At 68.3% G+C, this 20380-nt stretch carries 27 protein-coding genes; 12 read left to right on the top strand and 15 right to left on the bottom strand.

Going from position 1 to position 20380, the window contains the following annotated elements:
• The first annotated feature begins 60 nt into the window (after positions 1-60).
• Positions 61-807 (top strand): EAL domain-containing protein, encoded by a 747-nt coding sequence (locus tag ACSSVZ_RS04245; protein WP_453968486.1) that lies wholly within the window; start codon positions 61-63, stop codon positions 805-807.
• Between the two features lie 11 nt (positions 808-818).
• Here ACSSVZ_RS04245 and ACSSVZ_RS04250 read toward each other — a convergent pair whose 3' ends face one another.
• Positions 819-1157 carry a DUF1491 family protein gene (locus tag ACSSVZ_RS04250; protein ID WP_453968487.1) on the bottom strand — a complete coding sequence of 113 codons (339 nt, stop codon included), beginning with the start codon at positions 1155-1157 and terminating at the stop codon, positions 819-821.
• Between the two features lie 55 nt (positions 1158-1212).
• On the bottom strand, positions 1213-1965 hold the full coding sequence (locus ACSSVZ_RS04255; RefSeq protein ID WP_453968488.1) for a peptidoglycan-binding domain-containing protein: 753 nt from the start codon (positions 1963-1965) through the stop codon (positions 1213-1215).
• Positions 1966-2289: 324 nt separating this feature from the next.
• Here ACSSVZ_RS04255 and ACSSVZ_RS04260 point away from each other — a divergent pair, with 324 nt between their 5' ends.
• Positions 2290-2709: a DUF5330 domain-containing protein gene (locus ACSSVZ_RS04260; RefSeq protein ID WP_453968489.1), complete on the top strand. Its 420-nt coding sequence runs from the start codon at positions 2290-2292 to the stop codon at positions 2707-2709.
• A gap of 113 nt (positions 2710-2822) precedes the next feature.
• Complete coding sequence (locus ACSSVZ_RS04265) at positions 2823-3260, top strand: SufE family protein (protein WP_453968490.1); 438 nt, start codon at positions 2823-2825, stop codon at positions 3258-3260.
• Between the two features lie 40 nt (positions 3261-3300).
• Here the strand turns inward: ACSSVZ_RS04265 and ACSSVZ_RS04270 are convergent, their stop codons facing one another.
• Together ACSSVZ_RS04270 and ACSSVZ_RS04275 are read right to left on the bottom strand one after the other, a co-directional pair.
• Positions 3301-3843: a DUF6456 domain-containing protein gene (locus ACSSVZ_RS04270; RefSeq protein ID WP_453968491.1), complete on the bottom strand. Its 543-nt coding sequence runs from the start codon at positions 3841-3843 to the stop codon at positions 3301-3303.
• The gene (locus tag ACSSVZ_RS04275; RefSeq protein ID WP_453968492.1) at positions 3840-4259 is read right to left on the bottom strand and encodes a helix-turn-helix domain-containing protein; all 420 of its coding nucleotides are present in this window, start codon (positions 4257-4259) and stop codon (positions 3840-3842) included. Before ACSSVZ_RS04275 ends, ACSSVZ_RS04270 begins: the two co-directional genes overlap by 4 nt.
• A 244-nt stretch (positions 4260-4503) precedes the next feature.
• On the opposite strand from ACSSVZ_RS04275, the gene ACSSVZ_RS04280 reads away from it, so the two are divergent.
• Positions 4504-4800, top strand: a complete 297-nt coding sequence (locus ACSSVZ_RS04280) for a hypothetical protein (protein WP_453968493.1) — start codon at positions 4504-4506, stop codon at positions 4798-4800.
• A 146-nt stretch (positions 4801-4946) separates the two neighbouring features.
• On the opposite strand, the gene ACSSVZ_RS04285 is transcribed toward ACSSVZ_RS04280, so the two are convergent.
• The 8 genes from ACSSVZ_RS04285 to ACSSVZ_RS04320 form a co-directional block, all read right to left on the bottom strand.
• Positions 4947-5381: a MucR family transcriptional regulator gene (locus ACSSVZ_RS04285; RefSeq protein WP_453968494.1), complete on the bottom strand. Its 435-nt coding sequence runs from the start codon at positions 5379-5381 to the stop codon at positions 4947-4949.
• A gap of 296 nt (positions 5382-5677) precedes the next feature.
• Entirely contained in the window at positions 5678-6082 is a 405-nt protein-coding gene (gene mnhG / locus ACSSVZ_RS04290; RefSeq protein ID WP_453968495.1) for a monovalent cation/H(+) antiporter subunit G, read from the bottom strand.
• Positions 6082-6405: a cation:proton antiporter gene (locus ACSSVZ_RS04295; RefSeq protein ID WP_453968496.1), complete on the bottom strand. Its 324-nt coding sequence runs from the start codon at positions 6403-6405 to the stop codon at positions 6082-6084. Before ACSSVZ_RS04295 ends, mnhG begins: the two co-directional genes overlap by 1 nt.
• Positions 6402-6875 (bottom strand): Na+/H+ antiporter subunit E, encoded by a 474-nt coding sequence (locus tag ACSSVZ_RS04300; RefSeq protein WP_453968497.1) that lies wholly within the window; start codon positions 6873-6875, stop codon positions 6402-6404. The genes ACSSVZ_RS04295 and ACSSVZ_RS04300 overlap by 4 nt, the downstream gene beginning before the upstream one ends.
• Positions 6875-8401: a Na+/H+ antiporter subunit D gene (locus tag ACSSVZ_RS04305; RefSeq protein WP_453968661.1), complete on the bottom strand. Its 1527-nt coding sequence runs from the start codon at positions 8399-8401 to the stop codon at positions 6875-6877. Before ACSSVZ_RS04305 ends, ACSSVZ_RS04300 begins: the two co-directional genes overlap by 1 nt.
• Before the next feature lie 40 nt (positions 8402-8441).
• Positions 8442-8819 carry a Na+/H+ antiporter subunit C gene (locus ACSSVZ_RS04310; protein WP_453968498.1) on the bottom strand — a complete coding sequence of 126 codons (378 nt, stop codon included), beginning with the start codon at positions 8817-8819 and terminating at the stop codon, positions 8442-8444.
• The gene (locus tag ACSSVZ_RS04315; protein ID WP_453968499.1) at positions 8819-9238 is read right to left on the bottom strand and encodes an MnhB domain-containing protein; all 420 of its coding nucleotides are present in this window, start codon (positions 9236-9238) and stop codon (positions 8819-8821) included. The genes ACSSVZ_RS04310 and ACSSVZ_RS04315 overlap by 1 nt, the downstream gene beginning before the upstream one ends.
• Entirely contained in the window at positions 9235-11625 is a 2391-nt protein-coding gene (locus ACSSVZ_RS04320; protein WP_453968500.1) for a putative monovalent cation/H+ antiporter subunit A, read from the bottom strand. Before ACSSVZ_RS04320 ends, ACSSVZ_RS04315 begins: the two co-directional genes overlap by 4 nt.
• A 284-nt stretch (positions 11626-11909) precedes the next feature.
• On the opposite strand from ACSSVZ_RS04320, the gene msrB reads away from it, so the two are divergent.
• The 4 genes from msrB to ACSSVZ_RS04340 all read left to right on the top strand — a co-directional run bounded on the left by msrB (position 11910) and on the right by ACSSVZ_RS04340 (position 15243).
• On the top strand, positions 11910-12338 hold the full coding sequence (gene msrB, locus ACSSVZ_RS04325) for a peptide-methionine (R)-S-oxide reductase MsrB (RefSeq protein ID WP_453968501.1): 429 nt from the start codon (positions 11910-11912) through the stop codon (positions 12336-12338).
• Complete coding sequence (locus tag ACSSVZ_RS04330; RefSeq protein ID WP_453968502.1) at positions 12335-14458, top strand: S9 family peptidase; 2124 nt, start codon at positions 12335-12337, stop codon at positions 14456-14458. The genes msrB and ACSSVZ_RS04330 overlap by 4 nt, the downstream gene beginning before the upstream one ends.
• Before the next feature lie 132 nt (positions 14459-14590).
• A complete protein-coding gene (locus tag ACSSVZ_RS04335; RefSeq protein ID WP_453968503.1) occupies positions 14591-14824 on the top strand; it encodes a type II toxin-antitoxin system prevent-host-death family antitoxin in 234 nt (77 codons plus the stop codon).
• On the top strand, positions 14824-15243 hold the full coding sequence (locus tag ACSSVZ_RS04340) for a PIN domain-containing protein (RefSeq protein ID WP_453968504.1): 420 nt from the start codon (positions 14824-14826) through the stop codon (positions 15241-15243). Before ACSSVZ_RS04335 ends, ACSSVZ_RS04340 begins: the two co-directional genes overlap by 1 nt.
• A 13-nt stretch (positions 15244-15256) precedes the next feature.
• On the opposite strand, the gene ACSSVZ_RS04345 is transcribed toward ACSSVZ_RS04340, so the two are convergent.
• Entirely contained in the window at positions 15257-16087 is an 831-nt protein-coding gene (locus ACSSVZ_RS04345) for an MBL fold metallo-hydrolase (protein ID WP_453968505.1), read from the bottom strand.
• A 229-nt stretch (positions 16088-16316) separates the two neighbouring features.
• On the opposite strand from ACSSVZ_RS04345, the gene ACSSVZ_RS04350 reads away from it, so the two are divergent.
• The 4 genes from ACSSVZ_RS04350 to ACSSVZ_RS04365 all read left to right on the top strand — a co-directional run bounded on the left by ACSSVZ_RS04350 (position 16317) and on the right by ACSSVZ_RS04365 (position 18575).
• Positions 16317-17048 (top strand): DUF1194 domain-containing protein, encoded by a 732-nt coding sequence (locus ACSSVZ_RS04350; RefSeq protein WP_453968506.1) that lies wholly within the window; start codon positions 16317-16319, stop codon positions 17046-17048.
• A gap of 73 nt (positions 17049-17121) precedes the next feature.
• Positions 17122-17424, top strand: a complete 303-nt coding sequence (locus ACSSVZ_RS04355; RefSeq protein ID WP_453968507.1) for a hypothetical protein — start codon at positions 17122-17124, stop codon at positions 17422-17424.
• 344 nt (positions 17425-17768) lie between these two features.
• Positions 17769-18125, top strand: coding sequence for a hypothetical protein (locus ACSSVZ_RS04360; protein ID WP_453968508.1), 357 nt, complete (start codon positions 17769-17771; stop codon positions 18123-18125).
• A gap of 132 nt (positions 18126-18257) precedes the next feature.
• A complete protein-coding gene (locus ACSSVZ_RS04365) occupies positions 18258-18575 on the top strand; it encodes a hypothetical protein (RefSeq protein ID WP_453968509.1) in 318 nt (105 codons plus the stop codon).
• 91 nt (positions 18576-18666) lie between these two features.
• Here the strand turns inward: ACSSVZ_RS04365 and ACSSVZ_RS04370 are convergent, their stop codons facing one another.
• Positions 18667-19263 carry a superoxide dismutase gene (locus tag ACSSVZ_RS04370; protein ID WP_453968511.1) on the bottom strand — a complete coding sequence of 199 codons (597 nt, stop codon included), beginning with the start codon at positions 19261-19263 and terminating at the stop codon, positions 18667-18669.
• 212 nt (positions 19264-19475) lie between these two features.
• Positions 19476-20330 (bottom strand): branched-chain amino acid aminotransferase, encoded by an 855-nt coding sequence (locus ACSSVZ_RS04375; protein WP_453968512.1) that lies wholly within the window; start codon positions 20328-20330, stop codon positions 19476-19478.
• Between the last annotated feature and the right edge of the window lie 50 nt (positions 20331-20380).

Consider the following 20380-nt stretch of genomic DNA (forward strand, 5'->3'; position numbering starts at 1 on the left):
GGAATGTTACGTTTCCCGGGCACCCGGCGGCGGGCGCAACGAAACCGGAGATGAGTCTGCGTGAATGTCGTGTGTGAGGGCTGCCGCGACGGCGAGGCCTTCGAACTGCCCTTTTCGATGGCGTTTCAGCCGATCGTCGACCTTTCCAGCAGGTCCGTCTTCGCCCACGAGGCGCTGGTCCGCGGGCCGAACGGCGAAGGCGCGAAAGCGGTGCTGTCGCAGCTCACGCCCCAGAACCGTTACGCGTTCGACCAGCAGATCCGGGTTCGCGCGATCGAGATGGCCACCGATCTCGGACTTGCCGCGTCGGGCGAGAACCTCTCGATCAACTTCTTTCCCAATGCCGTCTACGAACCCGCGGCCTGCATCCGGCGGACCCTGATGGCCGCGCGCCAGACCGGATTCCCGCTGGAGCAGATCATCTTCGAGTTCACCGAAGACGAATCCGTCGACGTGCCGCACGTGGTGAACATCCTCGAGAGCTACCGGTCCATCGGCTTCAAGACGGCCATCGACGACTTCGGTGCAGGCCAGGCCGGCCTGTCGCTGCTCTCGCGCTTCCAGCCGGACATCGTGAAGCTGGACATGAATCTCGTGCGCGACGTGGACACCGAGCCGGCCAGGCGCACCGTGCTCAAGCACGTCGTGCGGATGCTTGAGGAGTTCGGCATCCGGCCGCTCGGGGAAGGCGTGGAAACCCGCGGCGAACTGGACGTCCTCGCCGATCTCGGCGTCGAACTCGTGCAGGGCTACCTGATCGCCCGCCCGGCGTTCGAACGCCTGGCCGAGCCCGCATTCGCCAGCTGAGCATCGCCGCCTCAGTCGACGAAGATCCGCCCCTGCCTGTCGTCGATCTCCACCAGCCACAGATCGGAATCGAAGTTGCGCTCGCGGGCGATGCGGTCGTCGGCCTCCGCCTCCGGCCGGCCGAGGAGCAGCGGCTCGAAGCTTCGTCCCCCCCACCCTTCGACGGCGCCCTCCCCGGACAGCGACTGCGGCGCCGGCCCGTAGAGGTCGCAGGTGCCGTCGAGCCGGTTCACCCTCAGGAAGATCGCCCCCGCCTCCTCCGCGCCGTGCCGCGCGACGACGCCGTAGACGCCCTCGCTTTGGCAGCGCCGGAGGTAGGCCGAGACCCAGATCGACGAGGTGAGGCGCATGGGAGGTCAGATCCGGGGTTCGCGGCACGCCGACGACGTCGGCGGCCGACAGGGGCTAGCCTTCCGGCTGCGTCGGCGCAACCCCGAGCCGGGCCAGCAGCGGATCGGAGACCGTTCCGTTCACCGACATGCCGTGGTCGAGCTGATAGCGCCGGATCGCACCGGCGGTCTCCGATCCGTAGAGCCCGTCGACCGTGATCGGTCCGTAGCCCGCCGCAACCAGTGCCTTCTGCAGCCGCTGCACGAGGGCGCGCGAGGGCGCGGACGCGGTCTGCGAGGATTGCGACGGCGCGGAGGAAGACGGCTTTGGCGGCGGCGCGGAAAGGCTTGCCAGCAGCCCAAGGCTCGGCGCCCCGGTCACGTCGAGGCCCATCTTCTGCTCATAGGCGGAGATCGCGGCCCGCGTCGCCGGTCCCATGGCGCTATCGACGGCGTCGGTGTAGAGGCCGCGCGCCTTCAGTGCCGTCTGGATTTCGGCGACCAGGTTGTCCGGGGGTGGCGACGGCGCGGCCGATGCCCCGGCCTGCGACGGCGCTCCGGTCGGCGCGGAAGTGGGCGCGGTGTCCACGTCACCTGGCAGCGATGCGGTCCGCACCGCCGGCGGCTGGTGGGCGAACATCGGCGCGGGATGCTTGCCGGTCTGGAGGTAGAGCGCGTTGACCGAGATCGCCGTCATCGACACCACGGCGGCAACCGTCAGCAGCACCGCCTTCGGCCGGGCACGCACGGCCGCGACCGCGCGGCCGGCAAGGCCGATCGCCTCCTCCTCGTCCGGCTCCCTGGTCCGGCGGGTTCGATCTGCCTTCATCGCGGTCACGTTCTATCGTCTTCCGGCTGCTTGGCGGTCAGGGGCTCGTCGGATCGAGCGGCCCCGGCGGGCCCTCGTTGCTGGCGGAGTGTTGCCGCACGCCCCTTAAGGAACGCTGAACCTGCCTCCTTCCCGCCACGTTCGGGCGCCGGGCGCCGGGCTCCGCTGCGGTGCGCACCCGCAGACGCACCCCGGCGAATCGATCGAATTGTCGCGATCGGGACAACCGAACCTTCAAACGCCGTGTGCGAGGATCGCCACCGTCGGCTGCCATCCCCTCAAGCGTTGCGCCGCATCCCGTGCTTCAACGTTCGGACGAGACCCATGATCGGATTTCTCATTCGCGCTGCGTTCTGGTTCACGATCGTTCTGCTCGTGCTGCCGTTCGCGCAATCGCGGCCAGAGCCTCGGGACACGGCATCCGCCGCGCCCCTTGCCCAGGAAAATCCCCAGCCGGAAGTCTCTTCGAAGGAGGCCGTCACCGCCCTGCAGGGCGCGGTCACCGATGTCTCGGGCTTCTGCGACCGCCAGGCCGACGCCTGCGACGCCGGACGCTCGGTGCTCTCCGCCCTGGGCACGCGCCTGCGCGACGGTGCGGCAACGCTGGCCTACATCCTCGACGAGGCTCTGGCCGGCGACGAAGACGGCACCGCCGCGGTTCCGCCGGCAGCCACCGGCACGCTGACCCCCGACGACCGCGCCCCCGAGTGGCAGGCCGGCGGCGACCGGCGCCCGCCCGTCTGACCCTGCGCCGACCTCCGGCAGCTCCCTTCCGCCACCGCGACTTCTCTTGGCGCCAGGCGTTTCCCCTCGGCGCGATCGTCTCTATATGGGAGGAAAGCCGACAGGGAGACCCGATGACCGACGACGTTCAGGATATCGCCACCATCGTCGAGGCGTTCGAGCTGATCGATGACTGGGAAGAGCGCTACCGCTACGTGATCGAGCTGGGCAAGGAGCTTCCGCCGTTCCCGGACGCCGCGCGGACCGAAGCCAACAAGGTGCGTGGCTGCGTGTCCCAGGTGTGGCTGGAAACCCACGTGACCGACGCAGCGGATGGGCCGCACCTGCAGTTTCAGGGCGACAGCGACGCCCACATCGTGCGCGGCCTCGTCGCCATCCTGCTGGCCCTCTATTCCGGCCGCACCGCGTCGGAGATCCTGACGCTCGACCCGGAAGCCACGCTCGGCACGCTCGGCCTGCGCGAGCATCTGACTCCGCAGCGGTCGAACGGCCTGTCGGCGATGGTCGGGCGCATCCGCCGCGACGCCGAACGCGCCCTCGTCGACGCCTGACCATACCGCGGCACGGCCGCCCCGCGCCGCCGTCTGCCCGTCACGGATCGATCCGGGGCCGGTAGTCGTCGGCACCCCAATGGGTCGGGCCGGCGGAGCGCGCCGCACCCCGCGCCGTGCCGCCGTAGCCATAGTGATCGGCCAGCCGCGACAGCGCGATCAGCAGCACCACCTTTGCCGATCGCGACGGCCACGCCCGCTCCCGCTCGACCAGCTCCAGCCCCTTCAGGAAGCAGCAGACATCGACCAGCAGGCCGGAGAGCTCCGGGCCGACCGCGCCAAGCGCCCGGTTCACCCGCTCGCGGGCGGCAAGTGCTGAATCCGACAGGTCCTGCCCACCCCCGGACCGACGGCCGCGGCCGCCGCCATTCATGCCGAGCGACAGGTCGACCGACATGCGCGGCATCATCTGGCCGCGCGTGAAGTCTGCCCGCAGCCGCTCGCCGGCCATCAACTGGGCGGGCTCTAGGATCGGCCTGCCGGACTTGTCGCGCCGGCGCGCCAGCCAGCCCAGCGGGCTCTCCTCCAGATCGATGCCGGGCGCCGTCGGCGCCGGCTTTCGGAGGCTGCGCGGGCCGGTCATGCCGGGCGCTCGCCCGCCGGTGCGGGCAGCCCGGCCGACCGGCACCAGTCGAGCGTCAGCATCCAGGACACGACCACCGCCTCGATGGCGTCCAGCAGGCAGTCGAGGTCGCCGTCGTCGCGGCGGTCCTCCACCACCCGGCAGGCATGGGCGGCCGTCGTCCGGTCGCGCCCGAACAGGGCCCCGGTTTCGGTGAGCGACATGCCGAGCCCCACGTGCGCGACGTACATCGCCACCTGGCGGGCGAACGCCACCGGAGCCTGGCGCCGCGTCGCGGCCCCGAGCTCCGCGACGGGCAGATCGAAGCTCGCCGCCACGGTCGCCTCGATCACCCCGCGCACCGCCAGCCGCTCCGCCGTCGCCTGCCCGCCATCCTGCCTGCCCTCCGTCCGATCTGTCCGACACGCATCCCACATCGCCACGCACCTCCTCTGACGGAACGCCGGCCACTCCGGCCGTCCACCGCGAAATTAGGATTTTATCCCTATACGACGGTTTTACGATGGGTCGGGGGATGCGGGGATAACTTTCTCCTACTAATAGTCAATGAAGAATATATTCAACTCTTGCGTGCATCTGTGGTCATCCCGCGCCGACTTGTCCCCGGTGCCGCGCGCGCCTGCACACTGGAGCCGTTGCCCCTCCAGGAGTCGTGATCCGATGCGCCACTGGCCTCCAGCCCCCGCCGACCTGCCCGGCCCGGTCGCCGACCGGGCCTCCCGCGCGCCGCGCATGACGCGCGCCCAGATCGGCCGCCTGGTTCCGCTGACCGACGCCGAGCGCGCCGATCTGTCGCCGCCAGGGCGGCGCACCGTCATCGGCAGGCTGGCGCGGGCGCTGAGGGCCGAGCGCCGGCGCGGGGTCGCCGGCCACTGGACCTACGACCTCAACCGCCATCTGGCGCTGAAGCAGGCGCTGGCGAGCGAGCGCGCCGGACTGGCGCCGCCAGCGGGGTGATGGCCCGCCCCCGGGCCTTCCGCCATGCGCGCACAAAAAAGCCCGCGGGAGATCCCGCGGGCTCATTGTCTTGACCGTCGCCGGTTCAGGCCGTCGACACCGATGCCGCCGCGCGCGGCGGTCGATCGGTTCGGACGCGCCTCAGATCAGGACTTGCGGCCCTTGACCGGGGTGCGGCTGCGCTGCTGGCCGAGGCCCATGCGCTTGGCAAGCTCGGAGCGGGCGGCAGCGTAGTTCGGCGCGACCATCGGATAGTCCGCGGCCAGGCCCCACTTCTCCCGATATTCTTCCGGCGACAGGTTGTAGTGGGTGCGCAGGTGACGCTTCAGCGACTTGAACTTCTTCCCGTCCTCCAGGCAGATGATGTAGTCCGGCGTCACCGACTTCTTCAGCGGAACGGCGGGCTTCAACGGCTCCGGCTCCGGCTCCATCGCCTCGCCGCTGGTCTTGCGGAGGGCGCTGTAAACCTCATGGATGAGATTCGGGAGATCCTGCGACGAAACGGAATTGTTGCTGACATAGGCGGACACGATATCAACCGTCAGGTCGATGAAATTCGGTTCCTGCGTCATCTCGGTCATTTGTAACTCGCTTTTTGCTGGGCTCTGTCGAGGATGCCGGCGGAAGGAAGTCATTATTTGGCCACATACACGAACAGCGTCGGCGCAAACTTCCTCGGCATCAATCTCGTAAAGTGAATCGTCTACTTGTCAGTCTAAGCGAGTGTATAAGTCTGAATTTTCAAAACACAAGTGGCATCGCCTCGGCGTTGCCCCAAAAAGCGACAATTCACCCAAGTTTTGATCCCACCCCGGATGGAAGCTCCGCCCGGACGCGACAAGTCACCGTAGACGAACCGAGAACAGGCGGCCGGCAATCAGTTGGTGTACTTGGCCGGCTCGTCGCGTTCTAAATCGGCCTCGGGGTCGCCCAGGCCCTCGGGCTGGACGATGGTATCGGCGAGAGCATCGCGATACGTGGCTTTACAGGGCCGATACCCGACCAGATAGGCCGCCCGGGCAAGCAGATGCGCCGATATCGGCGCCGTCAGCAGGAAGAACACCACGCCGGCGATGGCGCGGGTGACCACGTCGAGTTGCTGGGATTCCACCGCCAGCGCAAGAAGAAGCACGCCGGATCCAAGAGTTCCGGCCTTGCTCGCCGCGTGCATCCGCATGTAGACGTCGTCGAGACGGATCAGCCCGATGGCCGCCACCAGCGCGAAGAACGCGCCGACCACCAGCATGATGCCGACGATGAGGTCGATCGCCTGCGCCACCATCACCCGGCCTCCCCGTCGTCACGCCCGACCGGACTGTCCTCCGTGGAGCCCCGCGCCAGCAGGAAGCGGGCGAAGGCGACCGTCGACAGGAAGCCGATCAGGCCGAGCGCGATCGCGATGTCCACGTAGAGATAGAAGCCGCTGCGCACGCCGAACGTCGCGATGAAGCCGATCGCCACGGCGACCATCATGTCGAGGGCGAGGATGCGGTCCGGCAGCGTCGGCCCGGTCGCGATCCGGTAGACGATCAGGATGAAGGAGATCGACAGCAGGGCGAAGGCGATGTCGACGCAGACCTCCAGAAACATGCTCACGTCGATCATCGGAACGTCTCCATGATCTTGCGCTCGAACCCGTTGCGGATGTCGGCGATCACGGCGTCCACGTCGGGAACGTCGATGCAGTGGATGAACAGCGTCTGCCGGTCCTCCGATACGTCGAGCGACAGCGTGCCCGGCGTCAGCGTGATCAGGTTGGCGAGCAGCGTGATCTCGAAGTCCCGGTCGACCTGAAGCGGATAGGCGATGATCGCCGGACGCAGGGTCCGCCCGGGGGACAGCACGATGATCGCCACCCGCACCGACGACATCACCAGCTCGTAGAGGAACAGGCAGGCCAGCGTGAACGCGCGCCAGACCCGCTCGACCGCTCCGCTGGTGCCGATCTGTTCGCGGATGAGCGACAGGGCCAGGGCGGCCAGCACGAAGCCGAACAGCAGGTTGAGAAACTCGAAGCTGCCGGTGATCGCGCCCCAGGCCAGGGCAAGCAGGACGTTTGCGAGAAGAACCGACATCAGCTTCCTCCAGCCCCGAGCACCGAGTCGATGTAACCGGACGGGTCCGTCAGGCTCCGTGCGCCCTCCATCGAGGCCCGCATCAGCCCGTCCGGCAGGATGCCCAGCGCGATGACGAAGATCACCAGCAAGAGGATAGATACCATGACGGTCGTGCGCGCGCCCGGATCCCCGGCGGCCGGCCGGGCCGCGGTGCTGACGCTGTCGCGCCAGAAGACCAGCAGCCACACCCGTCCCATCGCGATGGTGGTGAGGAAGCCCGACACCAGGATCGCCGCGGCGACCCAGCCGAGGCCGCTGGCGATGGTCGCCTGGACCAGCATCACCTTCGGCCAGAAGCCGGAGAACGGCGGCAGGCCGGACACGGCGAAGACGAGGATCAGGAACAGCGTCGCGAGGGCCGGATCGGCCCGATAGACGCCGCTTGCCGACCGCAGCGACGAGGTGCCGGTGATCCGCTCGATCGCGCCGGTCGAGAGGTAGAGTGCGGTCATCACGATGATCGAGTGGATCGAATAGAAGATCGCGCCGGCAAGCGCCTCGTTGGTGCCCATCGCCACGCCGACCATGATGATGCCGATGCCGGAGATGACCACGTAGCCCAGCAGGCGCCGCAGCTCGCCCTGGGCGAGGGCGCCGAACGCCCCCACCAGCATCGTGCCGACCGCCACCCACAGGACGACATCGGCCAGGAGGGCGCGGCTCTCCGGCAGGAGCATCACCAGGACGCGCAGCAGGGCGTAGACGCCGACCTTGGTCAGCAGGCCGGCGAAGATCGCCGCAACGACGATCCGCGGCGTGTGATAGGAGGCCGGCAGCCAGAAGTTCAGCGGGAAGGCCGCCGCCTTCATCGCGAAGGCGACGAAGAACAGCGTCGCGATCACGCCGATCGGCGCGCCGGGCGAAAGCTGCCGCACGGCGAGCGCGATGTCGGCCATGTTCAGCGTCCCGACGAGGCCGTAGAGCAGCCCGACCGCCGCCAGGAACAGCGTGGTCGCGATCAGGTTGAGGACGCCGTACTTCACTCCGCCGTCGAGCTGGGCGCGCTCGCCGCCCAGGATCAGCAGGCCGAACGAGGCGATCAGCAGCACCTCGAACCAGACGTAGAGATTGAAGATGTCGCCGGTCAGGAACGCGCCGGACACGCCGGCGATCAGCAGCAGATAGAACGTGTGGAAGCCGAACCGCCGCCGCCCGGTATCGACGTCCACCCCCGCGTAGATCACCCCGGCGAAGCCGACGAGCGACGTGGTCAGGGCGAAAATCGCGCCCAGGATGTCGACGGTGAAGACGATGCCGAAGGGCGGCAGCCAGTCGCCCATCGCCATCATCACGATGCCGTTGGTGGCAACCTCGTACACCAGACCGACGTTGAGAATGACGAGGATGCCGAGGATCAGGCCCGCGAGGCGCGCCGCCAGATCGATCCGCGAGCGCAGCATCAGGCACAGGGCACCGCCGGCCAGCGGCAGCGCCACCGGCGCGATGACGAGCCAGTCGACCGCCGTATGCGGTGCGACCACCATCGCCTCGGCGAGATCTACGGAGAAGGCCGGTCCCGCCACGTCAGTACTCCATCGGCGGCAACGGCCGCTCGGCAGGTTCCGCGTCGCGCATTTCGTCGATGTCGTCGGTGCCGAGGTCCTGGAAGGCGCGGTAGCTCAGCACCAGCAGGAACGCGAACAGCGAGAACGAGATGACGATCGCGGTCAGGATCAGCGCCTGGGGCAGCGGGTTGGCGACCACATCCTCAGGCGACGGCAGGTTGTGCGGGATGATCGGCGGCACCGCCACCGTCAGCCGGCCGGCCGTGAAGATCAGCAGGTTGACCGCATTTCCGAGGATGACGATGCCGATCATGATCCGCACGGTGCGCCGCGACAGGATCAGATAGATCCCAGCGGCGAAGAACATCCCGACGAGGACTGCGAAGACCGGTTCCATCAGTCGTACCCCGGCTCCTCGAGCGTCAGCCCGATGGTCGAGATGGCCCCGACGACGGTGAAGTAGACGCCGATGTCGAACAACATGACGGAGGACAGCGGGATCTCGACGCCGAAGACATGGAGCGTGATCCACAGACCGTGCAGGAAGGCGTTGCCGGTGAAGATGGACAGAAAGCCCGCGATCGCCGCCAGGAAGACGCCGAAGCCGGCAAGCGTGATCGGATGAACGACGATGGCGCGGCGGACCGGTGCGACGCCCCAGGCGATGCCGTAGATCGCCAGGGCCGACGCCGCGATCAGGCCACCGATGAAGCCGCCGCCGGGCTCGTTGTGGCCGCGCAGGAGGACGAACACGGAGAACAGCCCCGCCAGCGCGGCCAGGAACGGCGCAATGGTGCGAAAGATGATCGTGTTCATGCGTCGCGCGCCGCCTCCTTGAGCGATTCCCCATCGTCGAGATCTGGCGTCGCCTTCCGGTCACCGCTCTCGCGCGTGCGCAGCCGGATCACCGCCAGGATGGCGAGACCGGCCATCATCACCACCGCAATCTCGCCGAGCGTGTCGAGGGCGCGGAAGTCGACGATGATGACGTTCACGATGTTGCGCCCATGGGCGATCACGCGGGAATAGTCGGCAAAGAATTCCGACAGCCGCGGATCGAACGGATGCTCCACTACCGCGATGAGCGTCAGCGCGAAGCCCGCCCCGCAGGCCAGCGCGATGGTGCTGTCGCGCAGCCGCGTGCCCCAGCTCCGGTGGTCGCTGGGGCTCAGGTTCAGGCGCGTCATCACCAGCGTCAGGATGATGACCGACAGCACCTCGATCATGAACTGGGTGAACGACAGGTCCGGGGCGCCGTAGAGCATGAAGATGATCGCCACCATCGTGCCCTGGATACCGAGCGTCACAATGGCGATCAGGCGGGTCGCCGACACCAGCACCGCCCAGAGGCTGGCGGCGGCGATGCCGAAGACCACCCAGAAATAGAACGGCGCGTCGGGCCACGCGACCGAGAAGCTCGGCCATTCGTCGAACAGCCACATGGGCACCAGCAGCGCGGCGGCGGTGACCGTGAAGGTGATCGACACGTAGCCCTTCATCCGGCCGGGCTGGAAGAAGTCGCTGATGCCGCTGGCGAAGAACACCAGGGAGCGCAGCACCTGGTCGAAGCCGCGGTCCGGACCCCAGCCGATCGCCGTGACCAGTCCGGCGAAGGCGGCGCGCATCGGCGTGAACACCAGCGCCAGAACGATCCCGGCGGCGATGGTGATCAGCGTCAGGATGACCGGCGGCGTGATCTCGCTCGGGAACAGGTGCAGGTGGATCTCCAGCGGCTCGCCGACGATCGCGCTGGTCATCGGACCGACCAGGTAGTGTCCCGTCTCGGCCAGCAGGACCACCGCCGCAAGCGACAGCAGCGCCAGCGTGAGCGGGCCGAGCCAGAGGGAAATCGGCCCCTCGTGGGCGTGCTTCGGCAGCTCCGGGCGGCGCCCAAAGAACGGCTTCGCCACCAGGATCGCCGCGACCGCGAACATCAGCGCATTGCCGACCAGGGCCACGATCAGCGGCAGCGAGATCCCGCCCGCCTGCCACGCCCCGTCGTACAGCACTTCCTTGGCGACGAAGCCGATCATCGGCGGCAGGCCGGCCATGGAAATGCAGGCCAGCAGCGCCGCCACGAAGGTGATCGGCATCGCGCCGCGCAGGCCGCCGAGCCCGGTGATCTCGCGGGTGCCGGTCTCGTGGTCGATGGTGCCGGCGACCATGAACAGGCCGCCCTTGAACAGCGCGTGGGCGATGAGATAGAGCACCGCGCCCTCGATCGCGAGCTTGGTGCCGATGCCGGTCAGCATCACCAGCAGGCCGAGCGAGGCAACCGTCGTGTAGGCGAGGATCTGCTTGAGGTCGGTGTTGCGCACCGCCATCACCATGCCGACCAGGAACGTCGCGCCGCCGAAGATCGGCAGGATCGTCGTCCACAGGGCGGTGTCGCCGAGCGCCGGGTTCATCCGCATCAGCAGATAGACGCCGGCTTTCACCATGGTCGCCGAATGCAGGTAGGCCGACACCGGCGTCGGCGCCTCCATGGCGTTCGGCAGCCACGAATGCAGCGGCACCTGGGCCGACTTGCTGAACGCGCCGGCGAGCACGAGGATCAGCACCGGCACGTAGATGCCGCTGTCGCGGATGATGTCGCCGCCGGCGAGGACGTCGGTCATGCTGGAGGCGCCGGTCGCCGCCATGATGAGCAGGAAGCCGGCCAGCAGCGCCAGGCCGCCGCCGCCGGTGATGACCAGGGCCTGCAGCGCTGCCCGCCGCGCCGCGGAGCGCGCATGGTCGAAACCGATCAGCAGGAACGACGTGATCGACGTCAGCTCCCAGAAGATGAACAGCGAGATCAGGTCGTCGGCCAGCACGAGCCCCAGCATCGCGCCCATGAACATCAGGATGAACGAAAAGAACCGTCCCTGGTGAGCGTGGCCCCTCAGGTAGCCGCCGGAATAGATCACGATCAACGTGCCGATCCCGGTGATCAGCAGCGCGAAGACGAGCGACAGCCCGTCGATACGGATCGAGTAGTTGATCGACAGGGAGGGCGCCCAGGCGATGGCCGCGTGCAGGACGGTGCCGTCGGCCACCGTCGGCAGCATGCCGGCGAAGTGAACGAAGAGGAGCGCGGGCACGATGGCCAGGATCCACCCGGCGCGATGCCCGGCAATGCCCGTCAGCCAGGGACCGAGAGCAGCGGCGACGAACGGCGCAAGCGCAAATAGGAGCGTTCCGTCGATCGCACTCGGCGGCATGCGCGGGCGCCTCCTGGATAAGAGCCGGCGTTGGTGCCGGACGCAAACGATGGGCTTGGCATCGCCAAGGACGTACGGATCGAGTTCCGCAGATTGCGTGAATATAGTCCACCCGAACCGCGGGCAAGCGACCGGAGGGAGAAAATTGACGCACCCCGGAACCATTCTTGTTCAAGAAAGGGTTCCCGGCATCCGGCTTGTCCGGCTTGATCGGACTTCTTAAGTCTGGCCATGTCTGCCATGCGCCGCATTTGCCACGCAGCGCTCCAACAGGATCCTCCGACATGACCGACAGCAAGACCAAAGTCAGCAAGTCCGACGCCGAATGGCGCGCCGAGCTGACGCCGGAACAGTACCAGGTGACCCGTAACCACGGCACCGAGCGCGCCTTTTCAGGCCCCTACCTGGAGGAAAAGCGCCCCGGCGTGTTCCATTGCGTGTGCTGCAGTGCGCCGCTTTACCGCACCGATGCCAAATACGAATCCGGCAGCGGCTGGCCGAGCTTCTTCGAGCCGATCACGCCGGACGCCGTGACCCGGCACGAGGACCACGCGTTCGGCATGACCCGCGTCGAGATCCGCTGCGCGACCTGCGACGCCCATCTCGGCCACGTCTTCCCCGACGGCCCCCGGCCGACCGGCGAGCGCTACTGCATGAACGGCGTCGCCCTCGACTTCGAACCCGAGGCCGCCGGCGGATCGACCCCCGAATGACGGCTGAAGTGATGAACGTCGCCGTGCCCGTCGCACCGGTCGCAGCGGTCGCTCCCGTCGACCGCACCGTCCATGGCCGCAGGCTCGTCGACCCCTACGCATGGCTGCGCGCCGACAACTGGCGCGACGTCATGCGGGATCCGACCGTGCTGGCGCCGGACATCCGCGACTATCTCGAGGCGGAGAACGCCTACGCCGCCGACATGATGGCCGGCACCGCCGGGCTGCAGGCGGCGCTGTTCGACGAACTGAAGGGGCGCATCAAGGAGGAGGATTCCGCCGTCCTCTCCCCGGACGGTCCCTACTCCTACGGCGTGCGCTTCGTGGAAGGCGCCGAGCAGCCGCTCATCGTGCGCACCGCCCGCGACGGCGGCGCCGAGACTGTCCTTCTCGATGCCAACGTCGAGGCCGAGGGCAAGGCCTACTTCCGGCTCGGCGGCGTCGAGCATTCGACCGATCACGCCTGGCTCGCCTGGGCCTCCGACGAGACCGGCGGCGAACTCTTCACCGTGCACCTGCGCGATCTCGCCACCGGCACCGACAAGGCGGAGACCATCGAGAACACCGCCGGCAGCATCGTCTGGGCCGACGACGGCCGCAGCCTGTTCTACATCCAGCTCGACGAGAACCACCGCCCGGCGCGGGTCTACCGCCACACCCTCGGCACTCCGTCTGCCGACGACGTGCTCGTCTACGAGGAGGCCGATCCGGGCTTCTTCGTCGGCGTCGGGCGCACCCTGTCCGACCGGTTCATCGTCATCGACACCCACGACCACGAGACCTCGGAAGTCTACCTGATCGACGCCAAGGCGCCCGACGGACCGCCGCGCCTGGTCGCCCCCCGCCTGACCGAGCAGGAATACGACGTGGAGGACGGCGCCGGCGACCTCCTCTACATCCTCACCAATGCCGACGGCGCCGAGGACTTCCGGATCGTCACCGCGCCTGTCGATGCGCCCGACCGCGAGAACTGGCGCGAGCTGGTGCCGCACGTGGAAGGCCGGCTGATCCTGTCGATGACCGTGTTCGCCGGCCACATGGTGCGGCTCGAGCGCGAGGACGGGCTGCCCCGCATCGTCATCCGGGATCTCGCCGACGGCCACGAACACGCCATCGCCTTCGACGAGGAGGCCTACAGCCTCGGGCTGGTCGGCGGCTACGAATACGACACCACCATGCTGCGCTTCACCTATTCGTCGATGACGACGCCGGCCCGCGTCTACGACTACGACATGACGACCCGCGAGCGGACCCTGCGCAAGCAGCAGGAGGTGCCGTCCGGGCACGATCCCGCCCGCTACGCCACCCGCCGCCTCCACTTCACCGCCCCCGACGGCGAGGAGGTGCCGGTTTCCATCCTCTATCGGCGCGACACGCCGATCGACGGGACGGCGCCGTGCCTGCTCTACGGCTACGGCTCCTACGGCATCACCATCCCGGCCAGCTTCAACACAAACTTCCTGTCGCTGGTCGACCGGGGCTTCGTCTACGCCATCGCCCACATCCGCGGCGGCCGCGACAAGGGCTACCACTGGTACCGCGACGGCCGGCGCGAGAAGAAGACCCACACCTTCACCGACTTCATCGCCGTGGCCGAAGGCCTTGTGGCGGACGAATGGGTGGCCCCCGACAGGATCGTCGCCCAGGGCGGCTCGGCCGGCGGCATGCTGATGGGGGCGATCTCCAACATGGCGCCCGCCCGCTTCCGCGGCATCGTCGCCGAGGTGCCGTTCGTCGACGTGCTCAACACCATGCTCGACGAGACGCTGCCGCTGACGCCGCCGGAGTGGCCCGAATGGGGCAACCCCATCGAGGACACCGAGGCGTTCGACCGGCTGCACGCCTACAGCCCCTACGACAACGTCACCGACCAGGCCTACCCGGCGATGCTGGTGCTGGCCGGCGTGTCGGACCCGCGGGTGACCTACTGGGAGCCGGCGAAGTGGGTGGCGCGGCTGCGCGCCACCGCCACCAACGACCCGCTGATCCTGTTCAAGACCAACATGGATGCCGGCCACGGCGGCGCCTCCGGCCGCTTCAAGCGGCTCGAGGAGGTCGCCCTCGTCCAGGCCTTCGCGCTGACCATCACCGAGGCGGTGGAGGAGCGGATCGGGAGCTGATCCACGCTTCCGCATTCCCAATCCAGAGATCTTTCGGGGACGGGCCGTGGCGGTCCGTCCCCTTTTTTCGTTGACTCGCGCCACATATGATCCATTTAATCTAGACACTCTAGCTAGAATAAGGATCGCCTGATGACTTGGCAGCTCGCAGACGCCAAGAACCGCTTCAGCGAAGTGGTGCGCCGGGCGCTGAAGGAAGGTCCACAGCGGGTGACGCGCCGCCGTGAGGCCGTCATCATCCTGTCTGAGACGGACTACCAGCGCCTCACCGGCACTGGTCAAAACGTCGTCGATTACCTGCTGTCCGGTCCGTCGCTGGAAGACGTACAGATCGAGCGCGACCGGTCGTCCATGCGCGACCTGTAATGCGTGTCCTCGTCGACACCTGCGTCATTTCGGAAGTCCGGCATCCCAACGGTCTCCGGCAGGTGAAGGACGCGGTCTCCGCGCTCCATCCGGGCGACGTCTTCTTCAGCGTCATAACGATCGGTGAACTGACCGCCGGCATCGCAAGGCTTGCAGCAGGAGCACGACGGGACGGGTTGACCGCATGGCTCGCTGGTCTGGAGGCCGGTTATGCTGATCGGATCCTGCCTGTCGATACCGCGGTTGCGCAGCGATGGGGTGAAATGACTGCGAACTGCCGGGACTCCGGCAAGACGCTGGCGGTTTCGGATGGCCTCATCGCCGCGACCGCAAGCGTTCAAGGCATGGCGGTCATGACCCGAAACGAGAAGGATTTCGCGGCGACCGGCGTCCGGATCATAAACCCTTGGGACCGGTAGCTTTCCTCTCCCCCTACTCCTCCGCGTCGGCCGGCCCGCGCCCCTCGATGGCGTCGATGTAGCGGGTGGCCGAGCGGGCGACCGCCGCCTTGGCACCGCTCTCAATGGTGCGGCCGCGGAAGGCGCCGTGGATCCGGTCGAAGGCGAACGGCTCGATGCGGGCGCAGATGCGCCGGACCACGTTGGCCGACAGCGGCACCATGTTCGGATAGCTGCGCAGGAACGAGACCGACTGCCGGTCCGGCGCCACCTGCAGCAGGTCGCCGGTCAGGAGCGTCCCGCGCCCCTCTGCACCGCCGGCCCAGTGCAGCACCGCACCGCCGGCGAAATGGCCGCCGGTGCGGATGGCCGTGAGGCCGGGAAGCAGCTCCGTCGCGTCCCCGGACCAGAACCGGACGGCCTCGCCGCTGCGCATGACCCACTCCCGGTCCGCCGAGTGCAGCCACACGGGCACGCCGCCGAACGCCGCGCTCCACGCCGCCATCGCCGAATAGAAGTGCGGATGCGAAATCGCGATCGCGGCGAGCCCGCCCAGCCCCTCGATGAGCCTGACCGTCGCGTCATCGACCAGCGACAGGCAGTCCCACAGCACGTTGCCGTGCGGCGTCGACACCAGGAACGCCCGCTGGCCGATGGCGAAGCCGGGTTCCGTGCCGATGTCGAGGAGGCCGGGCTCCACCTCGTGGAAGGCGTTGCGGTGGGTTCGGGCGAGCGCCGCGCGGCTGGTCCAGGCCTGACCGCCCGCCGGCACGAACTGGCGCTCGTCGGCGCAGATCGGGCAGATCTCCGGCGCAGGAGCGTCCGGGAACTCGGTCCCGCAGGCGACACACATCGGACCCGTCATCGTGCTCTCCTCGATCCGTGCCGGCGGCTCCATCCGCTGGAGGCGCCGCCGTGCGGCGCAGACCAACGGGCGCGGCTCCGGTCCCGGCTTTATGCCCCGATGAGGCCCGAGATCAAGGCCATGGAGCGTTGCCGGTTGCCACCCGCCTTGCCGGATGCGCGCCCCGCCCCAGTTCCCCTATCAGGCCGGCCGATCGTCCGACCGGCCCTGTTCTTGCGGCGAGGCGGACATGACCAAGCGAACGTGGATCCTCCTGGCGGCGCTGCTGGCTGCCTCTCCGGCAGCGGCGGCAGAGGCCGTCGACGTGGAACTGGTCCTCGCCGCCGACGGGTCCGGCTCCATCGACGACGACGAACTGCAGCTGCAGCGCCAGGGTTACGCCGATGCGATCCGGAGCGTGGAGGTGATGCGCACCATCGTGACCGGCATCCACGGCCGCATCGCCATTGCCTATGTCGAATGGGGCGGGCCCGCCTCCCAGCACACCATCGTCGACTGGACCATCATCGAGGACAGCGCCTCGGCGGAGCGCTTCGCCGAGGCGCTGGTCGCCGCTCCACGCGCCGCCTACGGCTACAATTCCATTTCCGCGGCGATCGACTATTCCGTCCACAAGATCGAGACCAACGACATCGAAAGCCTGCGCCGGGTGATCGACGTGTCGGGGGACGGTCCGAACATCGGCGGGCGTCCGGTGACGGCGGCCCGCGACGACGCCGTCGCCCGCGGCATTGTCATCAACGCGCTGCTGATCAGCCGGCCGGGCGGCCTGTCCATGGCGATGCCGGCGCCCCAGCTCCGGCTGCACTACGAGCGCGACGTCACCGGCGGTCCCGGCGCGTTCGTGATGGTCGCCGATGCGACGACGACGTTCGCCGATGCCGTCCGTCGGAAGATGATCCTCGAGATCGCAGCCCTGGAAGATCCCGGCCGGGCCGGGAGGCCGGCTTCGTTGCCCTGAGAGGGCCTTGACGCCCGGCCCTCCGGCCGCGAACAGTCGCCGTGTGGTTGGCGTTGACGGTGGGGAGAAACCAATGCGGAATCGGCTGGGGGTGGCGGCTCTGATCCTGGCTCTGACGACGGGAGCGGCGCTGGCGCAGTCGGCGTTCGAGCAGGCGATCAGAATCCAGAACAACGTGCCGCTGTGTCACGAACATCCCGATTACCGCTGGGAAGGCCGGGTTTCCGGCAATGCCATCGACCCCGGCAACGACCGGTCGGTGCCGGTCTCCTTTCTCGGCTGCTTCCCGACCAAGCAGGAGTGCGAACGGTGGCTCGGCCCGGCCTCCGGCTTCGTGACCGGCCGGCTCATCTTCGCCACCTGCAGGCAGCGCTGACGCCGGACCATCTTCGAATCGGCTGCAGCAGCGGATCGACGGGACCTGGCCGAGGTACGGATGGATGGGGCGCGGCCACGGCGTCGGAGTCGGCTCCCTCCGCAGGTGGAACGGGCCCGTGCGTGCTGGCGTGCTTGCTCCGTCGGTCGGGACGTGGGATTCTGCGCACAGCGCTCGGCCTGGCCCCGGCACTCCGGCCGGAGCCGGGTCAGGCTGCGGACCGGTGCCCGCCCGGTGCCCGTCCCATCGGCGGGCAGCGAAACGGCCGGACCGTTCCTATATGGATCTCGTGCCCGCGTGCTGCTCGGGTGCCCGTCGCGTGCCCTGACCATCGGAAGGCTTTGATGACCCGCTCCGCATTTCGCACCCTTGCCGCCGGCCTGTTCGCGGCAGCCGCCCTCACGGTTCTGCCGGCTCCGGCGTCGGCCGAAGTGTCTCTCGGCTTCCTCAAGCACTGGCTGGGCCCGCCGCCGCTGTCGAACCCCGACATGCGCGCAATGACCCCGAGCTGCGCGGCGCGCCCGACCGCGCCCTGGCAGGGCCGCGTCTCCGGCAACTCCGAAAGCACCTACTACGAGCACGAGCAGGCCGTGTCGCTCGTCGGCTGCTTCCCGACGCTGCGGGAATGCACCCTGTGGCGCCTCCGGATGACCGGCTCCATGCAGGGCCGCATCATCTACGACGAGTGCCGCGAACGCTGATCAGACCGCGCCCCGCGGCGTCCGACACTTCTGCGTGATTGCCCACCCGCACACGTCGGTGTGTCTCGCGGGGCGGGCGGCCGTCGACTAGCATTCTCCGCAATCGCGAACGTCGTACCGAGGTCACCCGTCATGATTGCGCTCGCCCGCATCCTGGGCCTTTCCGCCGCCGTGCTGCTCGGCACCGGCGCGGCCGCGCCCGTCTCCGCCGCTCCCTCCACCGAATATCTGATTTCCCAGCTCCAGCGCGCGGCGCCCGACTGCCGCCGCAACCCCACCTTCGCCTGGGAGGGCCGCGTCTCCGGCAACCGCGAGGCCGACGGCCGCGCCGCCGCCATTTCCTTCGCCGGCTGCTTCCCGACCCAGGCCGAGTGCGAGGCCTGGCGCAAGCAGGCCCAGGTGTTCGTCACCGGGCTGCAGATCTACAACCAGTGCAAGCCGCGCAGCTGAGCGCTTCCCAACACCCCCCAAAACGAAAAACGCTGCCGCCGGATCCCGGCGACAGCGTTTTCAGAGATGTCCGCAGATACGGGAGGGGCGGTCAGGCCGCCTCGTACAGCTCCAGCACGTAGTCCCAGTTGACCAGGCTGTCGAACCAGGCCTCGAGATACTTCGGCCGGGCGTTGCGGTAGTCGATGTAGTAGGAGTGTTCCCACACGTCGCAGCCGAGCAGCGGCGTCGCGCCATGCACCAGCGGGTTCTCGCCGTTCGGGGTCTTCATCACCTCGAACTTGCCGTCGCGCAGCGCCAGCCAGGCCCAGCCCGACCCGAACTGCGACGTGCCGGCGTTGATGAACGCCTCGCGGAACTTGTCGTAGCCGCCGAGATCGGCGTCGACGCGCTCGGCGATCTTGCCCGGCAGCGACTTGCCGCCGCCGTTCGGCTTCATCCACTTCCAGAAATGGGTGTGGTTGTAGTGCTGGCCGACCTGGTTGAAGAGACCCGGATTGGAGCCGTAGCTCTCCTTGACGATGTCCTCGAGCGACTTGCCCTCAAGGCCGGTGCCTTCGATCAGCTTGTTGCCGGTGGTGACATAGGCGTTGTGGTGCTTGTCGTGATGATACTCGAGCGTCTCCTTGGACATGTAGGGCTGGAGCGCTTCGTAATCGTAAGGCAGGGCGGGAAGTTCGAACGCCATGGTGTTCCTCCGTGCAAACCGGGGTTTGGGCGGCACCCCGGGTTCACCGCTTCGGTGCTGGTGCCGCCGTCGGCGAGACCATAAGCGGCTCGCGTTGTCGGGACAACGCCGAAGCGGCGCTTCGGTTGCAGCGCGCGGCCGCCCGGCGGGCGAATGCGCACACGATGCGTCGCCCGCCCCCGGCGCGGCCGCGGCGCCCGACCCCGGCCCGCTCAGGCGTGCGCCCAGTCCCAGTAGAGCGCGCGGGCGCGCGCGGCCACCGGGCCGGCCTGCAGTTCGCGGTCCTCGATCCGGGTCACCGGCCCCACCTTCGAGTAGTTGCCGGTGGTGAAGATCTCGTCGGCATCCATGAAGTCGGCGACGGTCAGCGTGGTAGCGTGCACCTCGTATCCGTCCCGGCCCAGCAGATCCATCACCCGGCTGCGGGTGACGCCGGCCAGGAACGAGCCGTTGGCGGCCGGCGTCGCGACCTTGCCGTCCTTCACCAGGAAGACGTTGGAGGTGGCGAGCTCGGCGACGTTGCCCAGCATGTCGAGCACCAGCGCGTTGTCGAAGCCGCCCCGGCGCGCCTCCATCAGGGCGCGGGCGTTGTTGGGGTAGAGGCAGCCCGCCTTGGCGTTGGTGGGCATGGTCTCCAGCGACGGCCGGCGGAACCGCGACACCGTCACCGAAGTTCCCGACGGCCCCGGCATCGGCGTCTCGTAGAGGCACAGGCAGAACCGCGTCGTCTCCGGATCGGCGGCAACCGCCATGTAGCCGCCGTCCTCCGCCCAGTACATCGGCCGGATGTAGAGCGCCGTCTCCTTGTCAAACCGGCCGACCCCTTCCCGGGTCAGCTCCATGATCGCGCCCGCCGACATCGTCGGCTTCAGACCCAGCGCCTCGGCCGAGCGGTTCACCCGCGCGCAGTGCTGGTCGAGGTCGGGCATCACGCCCTCGAAGGAGCGCGCCCCGTCGAACACGCTGGAGCCCAGCCAGGCGGCATGGGTGCGCGGCCCGATGATCGGCGGATTGCCCGCGATCCAATCGCCGTCGAGCCAGGTCCACGTCTCAGACCACTCGGTCATCGCACCGATCCTTCATCTGCCACCTGAGGGCCGGGATCGAACGCCGATCC

Source organism: Amorphus sp. MBR-141 (assembly GCF_053628695.1).

What these genes read in the sequence shown, in the direction of transcription:
- ACSSVZ_RS04250 (WP_453968487.1), bottom strand. Translation starts at nt 1,157, where the DNA reads ATGCGCCTCACCTCGTCGATCTGGGTCTCGGCCTACCTCCGGCGCTGC.
- ACSSVZ_RS04255 (WP_453968488.1), bottom strand. Translation starts at nt 1,965, where the DNA reads ATGAAGGCAGATCGAACCCGCCGGACCAGGGAGCCGGACGAGGAGGAG.
- ACSSVZ_RS04260 (WP_453968489.1), top strand. Translation starts at nt 2,290, where the DNA reads ATGATCGGATTTCTCATTCGCGCTGCGTTCTGGTTCACGATCGTTCTG.
- ACSSVZ_RS04265 (WP_453968490.1), top strand. Translation starts at nt 2,823, where the DNA reads ATGACCGACGACGTTCAGGATATCGCCACCATCGTCGAGGCGTTCGAG.
- ACSSVZ_RS04270 (WP_453968491.1), bottom strand. Translation starts at nt 3,843, where the DNA reads ATGACCGGCCCGCGCAGCCTCCGAAAGCCGGCGCCGACGGCGCCCGGC.
- ACSSVZ_RS04275 (WP_453968492.1), bottom strand. Translation starts at nt 4,259, where the DNA reads ATGTGGGATGCGTGTCGGACAGATCGGACGGAGGGCAGGCAGGATGGC.
- ACSSVZ_RS04280 (WP_453968493.1), top strand. Translation starts at nt 4,504, where the DNA reads ATGCGCCACTGGCCTCCAGCCCCCGCCGACCTGCCCGGCCCGGTCGCC.
- ACSSVZ_RS04285 (WP_453968494.1), bottom strand. Translation starts at nt 5,381, where the DNA reads ATGACCGAGATGACGCAGGAACCGAATTTCATCGACCTGACGGTTGAT.
- mnhG (WP_453968495.1), bottom strand. Translation starts at nt 6,082, where the DNA reads ATGGTGGCGCAGGCGATCGACCTCATCGTCGGCATCATGCTGGTGGTC.
- ACSSVZ_RS04295 (WP_453968496.1), bottom strand. Translation starts at nt 6,405, where the DNA reads ATGATCGACGTGAGCATGTTTCTGGAGGTCTGCGTCGACATCGCCTTC.
- ACSSVZ_RS04300 (WP_453968497.1), bottom strand. Translation starts at nt 6,875, where the DNA reads ATGTCGGTTCTTCTCGCAAACGTCCTGCTTGCCCTGGCCTGGGGCGCG.
- ACSSVZ_RS04305 (WP_453968661.1), bottom strand. Translation starts at nt 8,401, where the DNA reads ATGGTGGTCGCACCGCATACGGCGGTCGACTGGCTCGTCATCGCGCCG.
- ACSSVZ_RS04310 (WP_453968498.1), bottom strand. Translation starts at nt 8,819, where the DNA reads ATGGAACCGGTCTTCGCAGTCCTCGTCGGGATGTTCTTCGCCGCTGGG.
- ACSSVZ_RS04315 (WP_453968499.1), bottom strand. Translation starts at nt 9,238, where the DNA reads ATGAACACGATCATCTTTCGCACCATTGCGCCGTTCCTGGCCGCGCTG.
- ACSSVZ_RS04320 (WP_453968500.1), bottom strand. Translation starts at nt 11,625, where the DNA reads ATGCCGCCGAGTGCGATCGACGGAACGCTCCTATTTGCGCTTGCGCCG.
- msrB (WP_453968501.1), top strand. Translation starts at nt 11,910, where the DNA reads ATGACCGACAGCAAGACCAAAGTCAGCAAGTCCGACGCCGAATGGCGC.
- ACSSVZ_RS04330 (WP_453968502.1), top strand. Translation starts at nt 12,335, where the DNA reads ATGACGGCTGAAGTGATGAACGTCGCCGTGCCCGTCGCACCGGTCGCA.
- ACSSVZ_RS04335 (WP_453968503.1), top strand. Translation starts at nt 14,591, where the DNA reads ATGACTTGGCAGCTCGCAGACGCCAAGAACCGCTTCAGCGAAGTGGTG.
- ACSSVZ_RS04340 (WP_453968504.1), top strand. Translation starts at nt 14,824, where the DNA reads ATGCGTGTCCTCGTCGACACCTGCGTCATTTCGGAAGTCCGGCATCCC.
- ACSSVZ_RS04345 (WP_453968505.1), bottom strand. Translation starts at nt 16,087, where the DNA reads ATGACGGGTCCGATGTGTGTCGCCTGCGGGACCGAGTTCCCGGACGCT.
- ACSSVZ_RS04350 (WP_453968506.1), top strand. Translation starts at nt 16,317, where the DNA reads ATGACCAAGCGAACGTGGATCCTCCTGGCGGCGCTGCTGGCTGCCTCT.
- ACSSVZ_RS04355 (WP_453968507.1), top strand. Translation starts at nt 17,122, where the DNA reads ATGCGGAATCGGCTGGGGGTGGCGGCTCTGATCCTGGCTCTGACGACG.
- ACSSVZ_RS04360 (WP_453968508.1), top strand. Translation starts at nt 17,769, where the DNA reads ATGACCCGCTCCGCATTTCGCACCCTTGCCGCCGGCCTGTTCGCGGCA.
- ACSSVZ_RS04365 (WP_453968509.1), top strand. Translation starts at nt 18,258, where the DNA reads ATGATTGCGCTCGCCCGCATCCTGGGCCTTTCCGCCGCCGTGCTGCTC.
- ACSSVZ_RS04370 (WP_453968511.1), bottom strand. Translation starts at nt 19,263, where the DNA reads ATGGCGTTCGAACTTCCCGCCCTGCCTTACGATTACGAAGCGCTCCAG.
- ACSSVZ_RS04375 (WP_453968512.1), bottom strand. Translation starts at nt 20,330, where the DNA reads ATGACCGAGTGGTCTGAGACGTGGACCTGGCTCGACGGCGATTGGATC.